This is a genomic window from Pseudarthrobacter sp. GQ63 (genome assembly GCF_059758765.1).
In genome coordinates this window covers 33,285-48,608 of the sequence record NZ_JCAXEF010000006.1, presented here as the reverse complement: position 1 = coordinate 48,608, position 15,324 = coordinate 33,285, and the positions used below count along the sequence as shown (strand labels likewise).

Below are 15,324 nucleotides of genomic sequence, written 5' to 3'. Positions count from 1 at the left end.
CTCATCGAATCCTCGGGTTGGGATAGGCCGTGGTGCAGCGATTACACGCGGGCGGGCCGGGCCGGCTGCTGCCGGCCCTGGGCTACCTGGCTGCTGCCCAGGGCGTATCCATCGGTCTTGGGGAGGACGTGCCGGCGGAGGTAGTCCTGGTTGCTGGCGGAGACACTCAGTCCGTCCCCGCCGTAGTGCTCGGTGCAGAGGATCCCCTGGAACCCGGCTGCCAGGGCCACCTTGAAGGCCTCCCGGTAGTTGATGAGTCCGCTCTCCATGGGAGACGGCATCGCCACATACATGTCCCGGGACGCGTCCTCGTCCCGGAGGTAGTTCTTCATGTGCCAGAAGTTGGCGTACGGGAGCGTTTTGGCCACCAGTTCCCGCCAGTCCTCCACCGGCCGGTGCAGCCGGATCAGGTTTCCAAGGTCCGGGTTGAGGCCCACATTCGGGAGACCAATGTCCTGGACAAGGCGCACGGACGAATCTGCGGTGCCCAGGTACGTGTCCTCGTACATTTCGAGTGAGAGCAGGAGGCCCACCTCGGCGGCGTGCCGGCCGAGTTCCCGGAGGCGGGTGACGGCGTTGCCCCAGGTTTCCCGGTCTCCCTCCGGATCCTTGTGCCCTTCAACCGTCCAGAACCACAGCTGTTTCTGCTGCTCCGGCGTGATGGCCTGGTGGAGTCCAAAGGACACAACCTCGCAGCCCAGCTCCGCCGCCGCGTCAATGGTCCGGTGGCTGTACGCCAGGTTGGTTTCCCAGTTCCGCCCGTCAATGACGCTGCGGCGGATGGCGGAGATGGCAGGGGTGCCGATGCCCACGTCCTGTGCCGTCTGTTTGAACTCAGCCAGCCGGTCAGGGCTCAGGTCGCCCGGGCGGACCCAACTGTCCGTCAGGTCCGCGTTGGCGAACCCGGCCTCCTTGACCTCGGTCAGCACCTCCGCCCAGGCGGACGGATCGGCGTCGTTGATGTGGGTTCCCTGCGCGCTGGTGCCCGGGAAGGGCAGCATGGCCGCGGTAATGGGCCAGTTCTCGGCGGTGTAGGCCATGCCTAGACCGCTTCCTGCGTCTGGAGCCTGTCCAGTTCCTCCGCCAGGACGGCCAGTTCGACGCCCGCCGGCCGCTCAACGGTGCTGCGGATGGCTACCGCTGCGCCGCTGTGGGCTGATTCGAGGACCGATTCCATGACCTCGAGGGCGTGGTAGGCCATGGCCCCGCCTGCCCGGGGCTCGGCGCCCGCAGGAGTGGACGCCAGGTCCGCGATGCCGAAGCCGCGCCCGGAGTCAACATACCCGGCGGACACCGGAAGGGTTTCCCAGTCCTCCGCCCCGAGGGAAAACAGCTGGACGTCGCCGTCGAAGTGGTTGGGGTCCGGGACCACCAGGGAGCCGCGCTCGCCGTGGATCTCGATGTTGGGCGACTTGGACTTCACGGCGTCGAAGCTCATGAACAGGGTGGAGAGCGCGCCGGAGGCGTGCACCAGGACACCGGTGACATGGGAATCGATGTTGACGGGGACCTTCCCGCCCTGCCTGGGTCCGGAGCCGATGGTGCGTTCGTTGCGGGTGTGGCTTGCCGCGCCGATGACCGAGACCACCGGGCCCAGCAGGGTGACCAGGGCGGTCACGTAGTACGGGCCCATGTCCAGGAGGGGTCCGCCGCCGGGCTGGTAGTAGAAGTCCGGGTTGGGGTGCCACCGTTCATGGCCCGGGGTCACCATCGTGGCGCTCGCCGAGATGGGTGCGCCGATCAGTCCGTCGTCGATCGCCTTGCGCGCGGTCTGGATGCCGGTGCCGAGCACCGTGTCAGGAGCGCAGCCGACGGCGACGCCCGCCTCGCGGGCCGCGTCCAGCACCTGGCGTGCCTCGGCAGTGGTTGCGGCGAGCGGCTTCTCGCCGTACACGCTCTTCCCGGCGGCGATGGCCTTCAACGCCACGTCGGCGTGGGCGGCGGGGATGGTCAGGTTCAGGACCAGTTCGACGTCGTCCGCGGCGAGGAGTTCCTCGACGGAGATGGCGCGGACGCCCTCGTAGTCATCCGCCACGGCCTGGGCGCGTGCGGGGTCCAGGTCCGCCACGGCCACCAGGTCGATCTGTCCGAGTTTGCGGAAGTTCGCCAGGTACTGCGCGATGATGGCTCCGCAGCCAATGATTCCGACTTTCAACGGCTTGCCCACAGCAGGCCCCTTTCGATGATGGTGCGGACGTTGGTGTCCTGGAGGATGTCGACCCGGTGTCCGGGGGTGGCAACGAAGATTCGGCCCTTGCCCCACTGGCGGGTCCAAATGGCCGGTGAAGTGACTTCGCGGTTCCAGGGGTCCCACTCGCGGACCTTCTGGGTGGTGGTGGCCAGGACGTCGATGTAGTCGTCGGAGAGCACCCAATACTGCTCGGTGACCAGGTCGAAATCGGAGATGCCCTGGGTGATGGGGTGTTCCGCGGCGGCGGGGAGCATGTTGACCGTGTAGGGAACATAGTTGTCCGACTGCTCGCCGACGCACTCGTCCGGGTGCTTGCCGGGGTGGCAGGCGAACTGGCCGCCGATCAGGTGCAGGTAATCCGAGTTGTTGCGGTAGGAATCGGCGATGCCGCCGTGCCAGCCGGCCAGGCCGGTGCCGTTTTCGACGGCGGTCCGCAGCCCGGCGAACTCGTCCTTTTCGATGGTGGTCATGGTCATGCACTGCATGATCAGGTCCACTCCTGCCATGTATTCGGCGTCGGCATAGACCTTGGGGGATTCCTCGACGCGGACGTCGTAGCCGTTGTCCTTGAGGTAGGGGATGAAGAGTTCCGTGGCCTCGTACGGCTGGTGGCCGTCCCAGCCGCCGCGGACCACCAGGGCGTTCTTGCGTTCTGTCATGTCGGGGGTTTCCTTTTGTTTGGCTGCCGGCCTGGGCCGGAAAGTCTGGGCCGGACGGTCTGGGTCAGCGGCTGGAGAAGGCGGCGTCGAAAGCGGCCGCCGGCGGGGCGATTTGGGCGAGTTCCTTGACCATGGCCAGCGCCTGCGGTGCGCCGACGAGCCGGTCCATCCCGGCGTCCTCCCACTCGATGCTGGTGGGCCCGGTGTAGCCGATGGCGTTCAAGGTACGGAAGATCCGGTTCCACTGGACGTCCCCGTGCCCGGCAGTGACGAAGTCCCAGCCGCGCCGCGGGTCCGCCCAGGCCAGGTGGGAGCCCAGGCGCCCGTTGCGGCCATCGAGCTGGCGGACTGATTCCTTGACGTGCACGTGCAGGATGTGGTCCGCGAAGTCCTGGAGGAACATCACCGGATCCAGGTCCTGCCAGATGAAGTGGGACGGGTCGAAGTTAAGCCCAAAGCTCTTGCGGTGCCCGATCGCCTCCAGGGTGCGCTTGGCGGTCCAGTAGTCGTAGGCGATCTCGGACGGGTGGACCTCCAGGGCGAAACGGACACCCACCTCGTCGAAGACGTCCAGGATGGGGTTCCAGCGGTCCGCGAAGTCCTGGTAGCCGGCGTCGATCATTGCCTCGGAGGCGGGCGGGAACATGGCCACCGCCTTCCAGATGGACGAGCCGGTGAAGCCTGTTACGGTCTTGACGCCCAGGCGCGCGGCGGCCCGTGCTGTGTCCTTCATGGACTCCGCGGCCCGGCGTCGCACACCTTCGGCGTCCCCGTCGCCCCAGATCTCCGCGGACAGGATGCCCTGGTGGCGTTCGTCGATGGGGTCATCGCATACGGCCTGGCCGGTGAGGTGGTTGGCGATGGCGAAGACCTTCAGGTGGTTCTTCTCGAGGATGTCCAGCCTGCCCTGGAGGTAGTTGTCGTCCTCCGCCGCCCGGCGGGGGTCCAGGTGGTCGCCCCAGCAGGCGATCTCGAGGCCGTCGAAGCCCCACTCGCCGGCGAGCCGGGCCACCTCCTCGAAGGGCAGGTCGGCCCACTGGCCCGTAAAGAGCGTGATTGGTCGTGTCATGGCTGTTTCTTCTCCTGTTCCCGTGTTCACGGTCCTAGACCTTCTGCCACTGGCTGGAATTGGCGGCGCTGGCCTCCACGGCGGCCAGGACCCGCTGGACCTGCAGGGCGTCCGCGAAGGACGGCTCCGGCTGGCGGCCCTCACCGATTGCGGTGACCAGGTCCACCACCTGGTGGGTGAAGCCGTGCTCGTAGCCCAGGCCGTGGCCGGTGGGCCACCAGTTGCCGACGTACGGGTGCTCGGGTTCGGTGACGAAGATTTTCCGGAAGCCGGCGTCCGGGGAGTCCGCCGCATCGTAGAAGGACAGGACGTTCATGTCCTCGAAATCGAAGGCGAGGGAGCCTTTGGTGCCGTTTAGTTCCAAACGCATGGCGTTCTTCCGGCCCAGCGCGTACCGCGTGGCTTCAAAGACGCCGATCGCGCCTGCGGAGGCACCGCCGTCGAACTTTGCACTGAAGATGGCGGCGTCATCCACGGTGACCTTCCCGCGGGGCGCATCCCCGCTGAGGTCGCCGTGGCCGCCCAGGCCCACGAGGTCCCCGGCCAGCGGGCGTTCCGGGACAAACGTTTCGAGCAGTGCCGAAACGCCGGTGATGCTCTGCCCGGCCACCCACTGGGCGGCGTCGATGCTGTGCGCACCGATGTCGCCGAGGGACCCGGACCCGGACTTGCTCTTGTCCAGCCGCCAGGTCATCGGGGCGTTGGCGTCGGAGAGCCAGTCCTGCAGGTACTGCGCCCGGATGTGGCGGATCTCGCCCAGCCGGCCCTGCTCCACGAACCGCTTGGCCAGCGCCAGTGCCGGGGTGCGGCGGTAGCTGAAGCCGCACATGGACATGACTCCCTGCTTGGCGGCGGTCTCGGCAGCGAGGGTCATCCGCTCGGCTTCCTCCACCGAGTTCGCCAGCGGCTTCTCGCACAGCACGTGCTTGCCTGCCTCGAGGGCTGCGATGGCGATCTCGGCGTGGGTGTCGCCGGGTGTGCAGATATCGATCAGGTCGATGTCGTCGCGCTCGATCAGGCGGCGCCAGTCCGTCTCCACCGAGTCCCACCCCAGCTTGTCCGCGGCTGCCCTGGCGGCATCGGCATTCCGGCCCGCGACGGCGGTCAGCTGCGGCTGCAGCGGCAGGTCGAAAAACCGTGGTGCGGTGCGCCAGGCGTGGGAGTGTGCTGCGCCCATGAAGGCGTAACCCACCATGCCGACGCGAAGGGGCTGTGCGGGGGTCATGTGTCTGTCCTTTCGTGAAGTTCCAGGGTGTTACTTGCTGAAGCCGGCGGTGAGGCCGCTGAGCAGCTGCCGGCGGCCCACGACGTAGAGCACCAGGATGGGCAGGGTGCTGAGCACCACCGAGGCAAGCACGGCCGGGATGTTGACGCTGTATTCGCCCTGGAAGGTCCACAACGCCAGGGGCAGGACGCGCAGGCCCGGGCTCTGCGTGAGGACCAGCGGGAGCAGGAAGCCGTTCCAGACATGCAGGCCGTTGTAGATGGCGACCGTCACGATTGCGGGGCGGGTCAGCGGCAGGGCAAGCCGCCACATGGTCTGCCATTCGCTGCAGCCGTCCAGCCGCATCGATTCGAACAGTTCATTCGGCACGTCGCGGATGAAGTTGGACAGGATCAGTACGGTCAGCGGGATGGCAAAGGCAATGGAGGGAAGCATGAGTGCCAGCAGGCTGTCGTACAGGTTCAGGCGGATGATCATCAGGTAGATCGGGATGATCGTGGCCTGCAGCGGAATGGCCAGTCCCATCAGGAACATGCCATTGACCAGTTTCAGGAACCTGCCCTTGCCCCGGACAATCGCGAAGGCGGCCATGAACGAGATCAGGACCGTGGGGATGACGGCACCGAGTGTGACGATGGTGCTGTTCATGAAGTACTGCGCGAAATCCGCCTCGAGGACCATCTGGTAGTTTTCCAGCGTCGGGGAGGTGGGAAGCGCCAGCGGATTCTGGCCGAAGTACCCTTCCTGGGTCTTCAGGCTGGTGATCACCACGTAGTACACCGGGATGATGATGATGGCCAGCCAGATCCAGCCACCCAGGCCTGCCGGGACGTTCAACTTCCGCATCCGGGATCCCAGCCCCCGCTTTGGGGCGGCGGCGGTGGTCCGGGGGCCGGCGGGAACTTCCTCGGTGCTGCTTTTCAGGACGGTGCTCACCCTACATACCTTCCAATTGGCTGCCCTGCTTGTCCTTGCCTCCAAGGCGCTGGAGGAACAAGGCGAGTGCAAGGCCGATGAGTACGAGAATGACTGCAATGACGCTGGCAGGGCCCATGAGGTTGGCCCGGAAGCCCCGCAGGTACATGTCCAGTGCCAGGATCCGGGTGGAGTTGCCCGGGCCGCCGCCGGTGAGGACGAAGATCAGGTCGAAGTACGTCAGGGACCCCACCACCATCAGGGTGGAGGAGGTGATGATGGTGTACTTCAGCTGGGGGAGGGTGATGTGGAAGAACTGCTTGATGGTTCCCGCCCCATCGATTTCCGCTGCTTCGTAGAGGGACCTGGGGATCTGCCGCACCCCGCCCTGGTAGATGAGCGTGTGGAACGGCACGAACTGCCAGGCGATCACGAAGATGACCAACCCAAGGGCCAGGTGGGGGACACCCAGCCAGTCCTGCGCCAGGAAGGGGAGTCCCAGCCCGGTGGCCAGGCCGAAGTTCGGGTCCAGCAAGGCTTTGAAGGCGATGGCGACCGCTGCCGATGAAAGCAGCAGCGGCAGGAAGTACAGCACGGCCAGGGCAGCCCGGTAGCGCTGGCTTCCCGCGGTGAAGACACCCAAAAGGAGGCTGATGGGCGTCTGGACCAGCCAGGAGGCGATCATGATCAGGAAGGTCAGCCCCAGTGCGTTGTACAGCCCGGGGTCCGCGAGCACGGAGAACCAGTTGCCCAGCCCTGCCGACCCGATGGCGCCGATGCCGTCCCAGCTGGCGAAGCTCAGGATGAGGACACCGGCCAGCGGCACCACGGCGAACGCCAGGAAGAAGAACAGTGCGGGCACTGTCAGCCAGGCGAGGGCGGTGTTGCGTTGTCCGCTGTGGCCCGGGTCGCCCTTGGGGCGGGCGGCCCGGGCGGCCGGCTTACGGGTGGTGGAGGCGGCGTTACTCATTTGCCCAGGGTTGCATTCATGTTCTCGGCGAACTGCTGCGGGGTGATCGACTTCAGGAACAGCTGGTCGATGTTGTTGAGCAGGGCTTCGGCTGCGGTGGGGCTGAGGGCCTGGTCCCACGACTGCTGGAAGTTGGGGGCGTTCTTGGCCAGGTCATAGACAAAGTTCAGGAAGTCCTTGTCTTCAGAGGTGTTGAGCTTGTCCTCGATGCCGTTGACGATCGGGACGGAGCCGGAATTGATGTAGGTATCGATGACCGTCTCGGTCAGGATGCCTTCCTTGAAGAACTTCTTCGCCGTCTCCTTTTCCGCGTCGGTGGCCTTGGAGGAGATCGACATGTACTGGGCGGGGTTTCCCACGCCGTTCTTCGGATCGCCCTTGCCGCCGGCAATGGTTGGGAACTGGACGAACCCCAGCTTTCCGTCCTGGACGAAGTTCTGGCCGCCCTTTTTCATTGCGCCGTAGGTCCAGGAGCCGTGCAGCATCATGGCCGCCTTGCCCGTGAACAGCAGGGCCTGGTCCGCATTGGAGTCTGCCGCGATGGAGGAGAAGCCCTTGATGAACCCATCTGCAGAGACGAGCTCCTGGATCTTGGTTCCGGTCTCGATAACGGCGGGATCCATCCAGGAGTTGGGCTTGCCTTCGAAGATGGCAGTGAAGACCTCGGCGCCGCCGATGCGGTCCAGGATGTATTCCAGCCACATCATGGAGGTCCAGCGGGACTGCCCGCCGAGGGAGAAGGGTGCAACGCCCATGTCGTTAAAGGTCTTGACCAGGGACATGACGTCATCCCAGGTCTTGGGGGGCTGGACGCCCGCCTGTTCGAACAGTTCCTTGTTGTAGAACAGGACGATCGGGGCGACGTACTGGTTGGGCAGTGCGTAGATCTTTCCGTCGACCGTGGCTGCACCGAACGACGCCGGGAAGAACTTGTCCTTCAGGTCCGGGTTCTCGTCGAACCAGCCCGTCAGGTCGTCCACCTGGCTGGCCTCGGCGTAGGTCTTCAGGGTGCCGCCGCCCCAGCCGTAGATGATGGTGGGTGCCTGGCCGGCGCCGATGGCGGTCTTGATCTTGGTCTTGTAGGCGTCGTTCTGGAAGTACGTGACGGCGAGCTTGTCGTCCGGGTTCGCCGCGGTGAAGGCGTCCACGGCCTTCTGCATGGTGGTCTGGTTGGGTTCGCCGGAGAGGTACCACATGCTGGCGCCCCCGCCGCTGCTGGAGGAACCCGGTCCCGATGTCCCACAGGCAGTGGCCGTCATGGCGGCGAAGGGGGTGAGGGCAGCAAGGGCGAGGAATGACCGGCGGGAGGTCTGGGATTGCTTCATTGCTTCTCCATCTGAAATTGCTTCGTTGCAAATGTTTGGGCGTGAGCTCCACCAGCGGTTTCGAAATATTTCGACTACGTGATTTAGGTCACGGTCTAAACTAAAGGTCCGGAGTAGCAAAGGTCAAGGCCTAATTTGGCAGATTTGTTTCGCGGTCACTTGGGCACCCCTTGACCGCGCCAGCGCAAATCTGAACAATGAGTCAACGAAACTTTTCGAAAGGTCTCACCAGATGGCAACGAAGATCCCGGAACGGGCCAAGCCGACGCTTGCCTCCGTTGCCCAGCAGGCAGGCGTCTCCGCGCCCACTGTCTCGAAGGTGGTGAACGGCCGCGAGGATGTGTCGCCGGAAACCCGGGCCCGCGTATTGGCCGTGCTTGAGCAGGCCGGGTACCAGTCCCCGCTGCAGCGCCGTTCCGCCGGTGAGACCGGCACGGTGGTGGAGGTGGTCATCGATGTCCTCGATTCCGCGTACACCATCCAGGTGCTTAACGGCGTGCTGCAGTCCGCGGCCGATGCCGACGTCGAGATTCTCGTCAGCGTCACCGGCCCCGCAAGCCATGGCCGGCGCAGCCCGGAGCGCCGCGCGCAGCGCATGGTGGACGAGGGCAGGGCCGGAATGATCGTGGTGACCTCAGCCTTCAGCGAAACGCAGCTGCACCCTTTCCGGCGCCGCCAGATTCCCGTAGTCGTGATTGACCCGCTGAACCCGCCCTCCGCTGACGTGGTCAGCATAGGGGCCACCAATTGGGCCGGCGGCAAGGCGGCCACGGAACACCTGCTGGCGCTGGGGCACCGCCGCATCGCGTACATCGGCGGCATAGAGAAGGCCGAATGCAACCAGGCGCGGCTGCACGGCTACATGGCCGCACTCATGGCGCACGGCGTGCAGGTGGACCCGCAGTACATCTATTCCGGCGGCAGGTTCCGCCGGGAAAGCGGTGTCAAGGGCTTGAAGGCGCTACTCGAGCTGGACAAGCTCCCGACGGCGATCTTCGCCGGCAGTGACACCATCGCCCTGGGCATTCTTGGTGAGGCCGCCCGGCACGGTATCCGGGTTCCCGAAGACCTGAGCCTGATCGGTTTTGACGGGACGAACCAGGGCGAAGAATCGGTGCCTTCGTTGAGTTCCGTAGCCCAGCCTCTGGAGGAGATGGGGCGCGCAGCGCTTCGGTCGGTGCTGCGCCAGGCGCGGGGGGAAGTCCTGGACTCCCACCGCGTGGAGCTCGCCACGCACCTGATCGTCCGCGATTCCACGGCGCCTCCCGCGGACTGAGGTCCCCTTCACGCTGCCCGCCGTCGCCTTCTACCTTTTCGCACAACGATATGTCGTCAGCGGTATGACCGCGGGCACTGTTAAGGGATGACATTCCACCTATGAAAATCACCAACCTCGACACAGTCGTCGTCGACTTCTACCGGACGAACCTTATCTTTGTCCGCCTCAGCACCGACGAGGGCCTTACCGGCGTCGCTGAAGCAACGCTTGAAGGCCAGGAGCACGCCGTTCGCGGCGCAATTGCGGTCCTTGCCGACGCTGTCCGCGGCAAGGACCCCACCCGAATAGCGCAGAATATCTATGAACTCAACCGCGATGCTTACTGGCGCGGCGGGCCTGTGACCATGACCGCTTTGAGCGCCTTGGAAATGGCTATGTGGGACGTTTCGGCACGCGCGCTGGGTGTGCCTGTCCACCGCATGCTCGGTGGCCAGGTCCGCGACAGGGTCCGCGCCTATGCCAACGGTTGGTTCTCGGGAGCCACATCACCTGAGGATTTCGCCGATGCCGCGGTGCAGACAGTTGCGCAGGGCTTCCGCGGACTTAAATGGGATCCGTTCGAAGCCGCTGACCTCACCCTTGAGCCGCGGGACCTGCGGCGGATGCTCGAGCCCGTCGCCGCCGTCCGGGAAGCTGTAGGCGATGATATCGAGCTGTTCATTGAAGGGCACGGCCGGTTCGACGTCCCCACGGCCATCAGGGTGGCCCGCGAAATCGAGCAGTTCCAGCCAGTGTTCTTCGAAGAGCCATGTCCGCCGGACGGGATCGATTCCCTCGTAGAGATCCGCTCAAAATCGCCGGTCCCGATCGCCGCCGGTGAGCGCTGGTTTGGCCGCAACACTTTTGTCCCCGCACTGGCACGGCATGCCGTGGACTATGTTCAGCCGGACGTCACGCATGCCGGCGGCCTGCTGGAGCTGTCATTCATCTCTACGCTTGCCGCGGCCCATTACATTCCCTTCGCGCCCCACAACCCGAGCGGGCCCCTCAGTACGGCGGCGACGCTGCAGTTGGGCGCGATGCTGCCCAATTTCCGATATCTGGAAATCATGGCCTCGGACGTACCTTGGCGGAGCGAGATCTCCAATGAGCGACTCCAGTTGACCGAGGAGGGTGACATCCTCATTCCGGAGGGTGTGGGCCTGGGCATCGAACTCGACTTCGACGCGATTGCCGAGCACCCGTACACACCGCATCCCATGCGCATCTTCAATGACGCAGTCGCAGACATTAGGCCCCCGGATGCCCGCTCCTACTTCAACCTTGAGCGCAAGGCGGCAGCCGGGAACGCCAAATGACGAGCATGGCACCTCGGCAAATCGTTCCGGCCGACTCTGCGGACGCGATCCTGATCGGCCGCATCTGGGACCCGGTTTCCCAGGGTCCGCGGGTTGTCTGTGTTCAGGATGGGAAGGTATTCGATCTGACACCCGAGGTCCGCACTGTTGCAGAGCTTGTGGACCACGAAAACCCTCTGGAGTTTGTACTCCACAGAACTGACGCTCCCCGCTGGGACCTGACCGAACTGGTAGAAGCTTCGTTGGCGATGGACCGCAATAGGCCCTACCTGCTGTCCCCTATCGACCTTCAGGTAGTCAAGGCCTGCGGAGTGACGTTCGTTGAAAGCATGATTGAACGGGTCATCGAAGAGCATTGCGGCGGAGACTTCAACCGTGCCGCAGAAGTCCGTAAGACTGTTACCGAGGTTCTCGGGGAAAGCCTGGACACACTGCGGCCCGGGTCCGAAGAGGCGCAGGAGGTCAAAAAAGTGTTGTCGGGCCAGGGCATGTGGTCCCAGTATTTGGAGGTTGGGCTTGGCCCGGACCCGGAGGTTTTTACCAAAGCCCCGGTCCTGTCCTCCGTGGGGTTCGGTTCCAGGGTGGGGATTCCCGGTTTCTCTTTGTGGAACAACCCTGAACCCGAGCTTGTCCTGATTGCCGACTCTGCCGGGCGGGTTCGGGGTGCAACGCTTGGAAACGACGTGAACCTGCGGGACATAGAGGGCCGAAGCGCGCTTCTGCTCGGCATGGCAAAGGACAATAACGCATCCTGTGCCATCGGCCCACTCATCCGGCTATTCCATCAGGGCTTCACCCTGGACTCACTGCGGACCGAGGAAATCATCCTCACCGTGGAGGGCACAGACGGATACCGCCTGGAAGGCCGCAACAGCCTGGCCCGCATCAGCCGCCCCTTTGAGGAGCTCATCGCTGCGGCCAGGGGCAGCCACCACCAGTACCCCGATGGTTTTGCTCTCTTCACGGGAACGCTGTTCGCCCCCACCCAGGACCGCGATGCTGAAGGGCTCGGCTTCACTCACAAGCCCGGGGACGTCGTCACCATCAGCAGCCCCCACCTCGGGGCGCTCATCAACCGGACAGGCAGGACCGAAGACATGGATCCCTGGACCTTTGGGATTACGGCCTTGTTCAGCTACCTGTCTCAGCTGGAGATGGGGGCTCCGGCGTCAAGCGGATGATTTAGCCCCGGCGCGTGTAGCTGATGTCGGTCGCGCCCAGGGGTGCAGAGTGCAGTGTCACGTAACTGCCCTGCGCTGTGTTCCCGGTGCGGGTGCCGCTGCCGGGCAGGGAGATGTAGCCTGCCTCGGTGGGGCGGAAGTCGGCCAAGTGGCCGGGCAGGGTGACATAGCTGCCGCCCCGGGGTGTCCCGGTCACGGCGGAAGGGGCTGCTTCGATGGTCACTGGGCGTTCGAGGATCTGGGTCATGGTGTTCTCCTGATGCGTGAGGATTGGGTGGCTGCCATCCGGGTCCCTGCCGTTCCCATGTGCGTCAGCCTTGCGGGTGTCCGCAGGGGGCAATGGGGGTGGGGTTCGATGCAGCGCGGGGAGCCGGCGCGTTGGCGCTCGGGGAACTGTTCACCCGCATACAGCCCGGACAGGGCTTCGGTGGCCTGCCATCAACGGTACGGCTTATTTTGAGTGCATCAAAATAAGGTGGCGGAACTCACGGGGCAGTCACCGGGCAACGGCAGACCTGGAATCCTATTTCTTGGTGAGCCGGTACCGCTCTATCTGCCGCAGCCGCCGCATCAGGCTGTCGCGCCGCGGGTGCGGGACGGCTTCGGACGCTTCCGCGGTGAGGTCGATGTGCTTGGTGCCGTACTGCCACAGCAGCAGGTCGTCCAGCAGCCGGTCGGGGCCGGGGGAGTAGCGGTGGTCCAGGGCCTTCCGGACCTCGGTGATGCGGTTGGCGCTTAGCAGCCCGGCCAGCTGCATGGTCTGGTTGAGGCCGTGCGCGGCCAGGAGTTCGGCGGCCCAGCCCCAGTCGTCGTCCACCTTGCGGTCCACATGGGGAAGCAGGGTGCGCCAGACGTCCCGGATACGGTTGGGGGTCAGCGGCGCGGCGCCCTCGCCGTCGGCATCCCAGAAACTGCGGACTTCCTCGTAGCGCTCGTGGAGGTCTGCAAAAGCTGTCTCCACCGTCTCCAGCATGGCGGCCGTGGCGGTGAACTGCCGGTCGAAGTGCGGGGTCCACGCGCGCGGGTCCTCGGCCTTGAACCGGATGTCGTGCTCGATCTCGCTCCACGCGTGGGCAAAGATCGTCCGGATCTGGCACTCAAAGAAGTAGCTGCCGTTGGGTACGGTGTCCGGGTTGAAAACCTGCTGGTACTCCTTGACGGCCTCATTCTGGATGGTCCGCAGGATCAGGTGCCGGCTGGAATACCCGTAGGTGCCGGATTCGATGGAGCCGATGTCCTTTTCCCGGTCCCCGCGGCAGTCGAAGAGCTGGCGCTGGTGCTTGATGATGTTGGCCACCACCGCATTCTCGGCCGGGAGCTTGGTGATCACCCGGATCCCCACCATGTCATTGAGCGTCCGGAACGGGTCCGGGAACTTCAGGACCGGCGGGCCGCCCGGTTCCAGAGGTTCCTCGATCCGTGAAATCTTCTCCTTGAACGATTCCACCGTTTTGGTGCGTCCGGTGACGAACAGCGGGGTGACCTCGGAGTCCTTCAGCATGTCCCGCAGGGTTAACAGGACGTCCCGGGTGACCAGTTTCAGGGCAGGGCGGACGCGCTCGTAGATCTCAACGTTCTGCTCCACGGATTCGCGCAGGCTCGCGTCCAGGCTGTCCCAATGACTCGGCATGGTTCCAGCTTACGGCCGGGCACTGACAGAACGGCGGCGGCGGGCGCCTTCAGCGTTCCGCCGCGGCGGTGGATCCCCGCACCACCAGTGAACTCTCCAGCGTGACCCCGGCCTGTTCGAGCACCCCGCCTTCCATGAGGAGGCGCAGCTGCTCCCCGGCCTTCAGGCCCAGGGGAGTGGCGGGCAGGTGGACGCTGGTGAGGCCTGGATTGCTCGTGGCCGAATACGGGAGGTCGTCGAAGCCGGCCACCGCCAGCTCCTCCGGAATCCGCACGCCGGCCACGCGGGCCTCCTGCAGCACACCGTAGGCGTGCGTGTCGGTGCCGCAGACGACGGCGGTCACCCCCTCCCGCTGCCACCCCGGCCAGGCGGCGGCGAAGGCGGCGGCCGCCGTGCCGACGTCGATGGTGGTGCTGATAATGCGTTCCGCCCCCACAGCGATGCCGCGGGCGGCCGCCTCTTCCAGGAAGGCTTTCCGCCGGAGCGCGAAGGTTTCCGTGCCCGTGACGCTGTCCATGTACGCCGCCTCGCGGTGCCCGGCGTCCGCCAGGTGCGCGGCGAGTTCCCGCGCACCGCTTGCCACATCCAGGTTCACCGACGGCGCGTAGGCCTCCAGCCCGGGCGCGTCCAGCAGCACAACGGGCGACGGCGACGCGAGGTCCTCGAGGAAGCCTGCGCTGGGTGCGTCCACCAGGAGCCCTGCCGGACGCAGGGACATCAGCCGCCGGACGTCGTCGGCCCGTGGGGACTCGCCGGCCTCCGTGACGGACAGCAGCAGCTGGTACTGCGGGCCCAGGGACTCCCGCACCCCGGCGATCACCTTGGCGAAGAACGGGTTGGAGATATCCGGCGCCACCAGGATCACGATCGAGCTCACGCCCTTGGCCAGCGAACTGCCGATGCCGTCCACCACGTAGCCAAGTTCAGCGATTGCCTCCCGGACCCTGGAAATGTTGTCCTCGGAGACCCGGCCGGCGGTCTTGCCGTTGGCCACCAGCGAGACCGTGGCCGTGGAAACCCCTGCCCGCGCGGCCACCATCGCCGCCGTGATCCGCCGCGAACGCGCGGGCTGCTGCAGCTGTTCCGCGGATTCCATACCTCGATCGTAGTAGGAGGCGGGCCCGCAGGCTGTCCTCCACGGCCACACATGGCACGGCAATCCCGCGCCGCGGAGGCGGCCGCCGGACAGGAAAATGGGCGCTCCCCGGCGCCCCGAAAAATGGGAGTCATGCAGGCCTTCCGGACAGGGGGCTCTGGTGGGACGATGCCCGTATGAGCGATACCAGCCATGCAACAGCGCGGGACCTTGGCCCCCGCCAGCACGCCCACGTTGCGCCGACCACCCAGGAGATCCGGACCATTGGGCAGCGCCGGCGGGAGGCGGAGGAGAAGCTTGAACAGCACCTCCAGGAAGCCCGCCAAAGGTACGAACAGCACGAGGCCCAGGCCCACCCCGAAGCCGGGCACCCCGGCAAGGAAAAGCGCCACTAGCCCGGCCCCATACACGCGCCACACCATCCAGCACCCCTCCAGGCAGGCGCTGGCATCAAGCGCTTGACCTGCGTTAACGTCAAGCGTTTGA

At 65.5% G+C, this 15,324-nt stretch carries 15 protein-coding genes; 4 read left to right on the top strand and 11 right to left on the bottom strand.

The window, feature by feature from the left end; translation table 11 throughout:
- Positions 1 to 41: 41 nt before the first annotated feature.
- The 8 genes from AC6CHP_RS11890 to AC6CHP_RS11855 form a co-directional block, all read right to left on the bottom strand.
- Complete coding sequence (locus AC6CHP_RS11890) at positions 42 to 1,040, bottom strand: sugar phosphate isomerase/epimerase family protein (protein ID WP_498230044.1); 999 nt, start codon at positions 1,038 to 1,040, stop codon at positions 42 to 44.
- A 2-nt stretch (positions 1,041 to 1,042) separates the two neighbouring features.
- Positions 1,043 to 2,167 carry a Gfo/Idh/MocA family protein gene (locus tag AC6CHP_RS11885; RefSeq protein ID WP_498230042.1) on the bottom strand — a complete coding sequence of 375 codons (1,125 nt, stop codon included), beginning with the start codon at positions 2,165 to 2,167 and terminating at the stop codon, positions 1,043 to 1,045.
- On the bottom strand, positions 2,152 to 2,850 hold the full coding sequence (locus AC6CHP_RS11880; protein WP_104185831.1) for a ThuA domain-containing protein: 699 nt from the start codon (positions 2,848 to 2,850) through the stop codon (positions 2,152 to 2,154). Before AC6CHP_RS11880 ends, AC6CHP_RS11885 begins: the two co-directional genes overlap by 16 nt.
- A gap of 64 nt (positions 2,851 to 2,914) precedes the next feature.
- Complete coding sequence (locus AC6CHP_RS11875) at positions 2,915 to 3,919, bottom strand: sugar phosphate isomerase/epimerase family protein (protein ID WP_498230039.1); 1,005 nt, start codon at positions 3,917 to 3,919, stop codon at positions 2,915 to 2,917.
- 34 nt (positions 3,920 to 3,953) lie between these two features.
- Positions 3,954 to 5,144 carry a Gfo/Idh/MocA family protein gene (locus AC6CHP_RS11870; protein ID WP_498230037.1) on the bottom strand — a complete coding sequence of 397 codons (1,191 nt, stop codon included), beginning with the start codon at positions 5,142 to 5,144 and terminating at the stop codon, positions 3,954 to 3,956.
- A gap of 30 nt (positions 5,145 to 5,174) precedes the next feature.
- Positions 5,175 to 6,080 (bottom strand): carbohydrate ABC transporter permease, encoded by a 906-nt coding sequence (locus AC6CHP_RS11865; protein WP_498230035.1) that lies wholly within the window; start codon positions 6,078 to 6,080, stop codon positions 5,175 to 5,177.
- Position 6,081: 1 nt separating this feature from the next.
- Entirely contained in the window at positions 6,082 to 7,029 is a 948-nt protein-coding gene (locus tag AC6CHP_RS11860) for a carbohydrate ABC transporter permease (protein WP_188728658.1), read from the bottom strand.
- Complete coding sequence (locus AC6CHP_RS11855) at positions 7,026 to 8,354, bottom strand: extracellular solute-binding protein (RefSeq protein WP_188728661.1); 1,329 nt, start codon at positions 8,352 to 8,354, stop codon at positions 7,026 to 7,028. The genes AC6CHP_RS11860 and AC6CHP_RS11855 overlap by 4 nt, the downstream gene beginning before the upstream one ends.
- Positions 8,355 to 8,586: 232 nt before the next feature.
- Between AC6CHP_RS11855 and AC6CHP_RS11850 the strand changes: the two genes are divergently transcribed.
- The 3 genes from AC6CHP_RS11850 (at position 8,587) to AC6CHP_RS11840 (ending at position 12,112) form a co-directional block, all read left to right on the top strand.
- On the top strand, positions 8,587 to 9,630 hold the full coding sequence (locus AC6CHP_RS11850) for a LacI family DNA-binding transcriptional regulator (protein ID WP_498230032.1): 1,044 nt from the start codon (positions 8,587 to 8,589) through the stop codon (positions 9,628 to 9,630).
- Between the two features lie 101 nt (positions 9,631 to 9,731).
- Entirely contained in the window at positions 9,732 to 10,931 is a 1,200-nt protein-coding gene (locus AC6CHP_RS11845) for a mandelate racemase/muconate lactonizing enzyme family protein (protein ID WP_498230030.1), read from the top strand.
- Positions 10,928 to 12,112: a fumarylacetoacetate hydrolase family protein gene (locus AC6CHP_RS11840; protein ID WP_498230028.1), complete on the top strand. Its 1,185-nt coding sequence runs from the start codon at positions 10,928 to 10,930 to the stop codon at positions 12,110 to 12,112. The genes AC6CHP_RS11845 and AC6CHP_RS11840 overlap by 4 nt, the downstream gene beginning before the upstream one ends.
- A 1-nt stretch (position 12,113) precedes the next feature.
- Here the strand turns inward: AC6CHP_RS11840 and AC6CHP_RS11835 are convergent, their stop codons facing one another.
- The 3 genes from AC6CHP_RS11835 to AC6CHP_RS11825 all read right to left on the bottom strand — a co-directional run bounded on the left by AC6CHP_RS11835 (position 12,114) and on the right by AC6CHP_RS11825 (position 14,838).
- A complete protein-coding gene (locus AC6CHP_RS11835) occupies positions 12,114 to 12,359 on the bottom strand; it encodes a hypothetical protein (protein ID WP_498230027.1) in 246 nt (81 codons plus the stop codon).
- Positions 12,360 to 12,635: 276 nt separating this feature from the next.
- Entirely contained in the window at positions 12,636 to 13,742 is a 1,107-nt protein-coding gene (locus tag AC6CHP_RS11830; RefSeq protein ID WP_498230025.1) for a GTP pyrophosphokinase, read from the bottom strand.
- Between the two features lie 49 nt (positions 13,743 to 13,791).
- The gene (locus AC6CHP_RS11825; protein ID WP_498230023.1) at positions 13,792 to 14,838 is read right to left on the bottom strand and encodes a LacI family DNA-binding transcriptional regulator; all 1,047 of its coding nucleotides are present in this window, start codon (positions 14,836 to 14,838) and stop codon (positions 13,792 to 13,794) included.
- Positions 14,839 to 15,014: 176 nt separating this feature from the next.
- Here AC6CHP_RS11825 and AC6CHP_RS11820 point away from each other — a divergent pair, with 176 nt between their 5' ends.
- Complete coding sequence (locus AC6CHP_RS11820; RefSeq protein ID WP_498230021.1) at positions 15,015 to 15,233, top strand: hypothetical protein; 219 nt, start codon at positions 15,015 to 15,017, stop codon at positions 15,231 to 15,233.
- The last annotated feature ends 91 nt before the right edge of the window (positions 15,234 to 15,324 follow it).